General features: G+C 59.4%; 1 protein-coding gene and 2 pseudogenes. 1 reads left to right on the forward strand and 2 read right to left on the reverse strand.

The features are described from left to right. Positions 1-407, reverse strand: a pseudogene (locus Q352_RS21900) (4Fe-4S binding protein); the annotation flags it as partial. Between the two features lie 82 nt (positions 408-489). Then, a complete protein-coding gene (locus Q352_RS22495; RefSeq protein WP_156952606.1) occupies positions 490-933 on the reverse strand; it encodes a hypothetical protein in 444 nt (147 codons plus the stop codon). A gap of 265 nt (positions 934-1,198) precedes the next feature. On the opposite strand from Q352_RS22495, the pseudogene Q352_RS0117960 reads away from it, so the two are divergent. Continuing rightward, a pseudogene (locus Q352_RS0117960) lies at positions 1,199-1,309 on the forward strand (transposase); the annotation flags it as partial. Between the last annotated feature and the right edge of the window lie 89 nt (positions 1,310-1,398).

Below are 1,398 nucleotides of genomic sequence, written 5' to 3' on the forward strand. Positions count from 1 at the left end.
TACTGGCGGACGAAGTCGACCAGTTTTTGTTCCGGAATGCCGACCAGCAGGATCGGTTCGCTGTGCTTGAGAATGCGCACGCCGCGAATGGTGCCAGCGCGATCCATGCCGACCAGGGTGACCACCGGCTTGCCCGAGTAGGCGGGGATGTCTGCGACGTCGGTCGACAGGTATACGTAACCGATGGTCTTTCGTTCGCCGTTGACGGTGCGCCAGGCTTCGACGTAGCGCGGCTGACCCTTGCGTGGCGAGAACGCATCGGCGTCCGGCATCACCGAGCGACAGTCCAGCCAGCGACACATATCGGCGTCGGTGGTCAGTTCGTGTGGCAGCGGTGCTTCATAAGACGAGGCCTGGACACAGGCCGCCAAGGCCAGTGCCACCAACCCCAGTAGACGGGCAATCATGCAGTCCCTCACAGCAGGAATTCAAACGGACTTAGGGTAATGCACTTGCCATGTCTGAAGCTTTGACCCGCATCAGACAGCCTCAGGACGCTGGGGTTTCGCTACGCGCTGTAGCGGTAAAAGGCAGTTGATAGCGCTTGCCGCTGACCTCGATCGTCATCAGCCAGGCGCTGGAACCGCTAATGCATACCGGCAGGCCAACCTGCACCTGCCAGTGGCCGTCAGCGCGCCGGGTCGGGGTAAAGCGGGCGACACCCATGGCCATGTCGGCCATTTCGAACAGTAATACCGGCTGTGACGGCGCGACGATATCGACCACAAACGGCTGGCCGGCACTAGGCGTCGACAGGGTGGCAATGCGTATTTCACCGATGGTGCAGCCCTGGCGCAGGCTGGCACACGACACCAGAACGTATTCAACGGCAGCAGCAGCCGGCTGGCGCAGTATCAGCCAGCCGAACCAGGCCAGCGCCGTCGCTGCGACGGTAAGCAGGGCGAGGCGCATCGGGAGAGTAGAAGTCTTCATGCCGCCAGACTAAGGTAAAAATGGTAGCGGCAGGCATTGTCGCCGCATTTTCTTGATCTTACTTAGTGGATTTGGTCCCATCTCTCAGAGCTTTATCTTCCGAGCGGACGGTCTTGGAATCTGGGCACCTTGCAGCCTCACATGAGGCTCGCTTAAAGGCCTCGGGACTGATTGAGTATTCGCATTGACCTCCTCCCGAAAAACCGTAGCGGTGAGAAGTAGAGATTTCTGGCAAATTTAAGCCCATCCGGGCAGGAGATTTGTCATGAAAAAATCGAAGTTCACGGAAGAGCAGATTGCCTTCGCGCTGCGCCAGGCGGAGTCGGGCACCACTGTCGCGGAGGTCTGCCGCAAGATGGGCATCTCCGAGGTAAGCGCCCGGGCAACCCATCTTGAGGCCATGTTCAGTCCTGCTTAGTGTCCACCTCTTTTTGGTGGACACCATGCCGAAGACCGAACTCCCCA

This window comes from Microvirgula aerodenitrificans DSM 15089, from assembly GCF_000620105.1.
In the GTDB taxonomy this organism is placed as follows: Bacteria; Pseudomonadota; Gammaproteobacteria; order Burkholderiales; family Aquaspirillaceae; genus Microvirgula; species Microvirgula aerodenitrificans.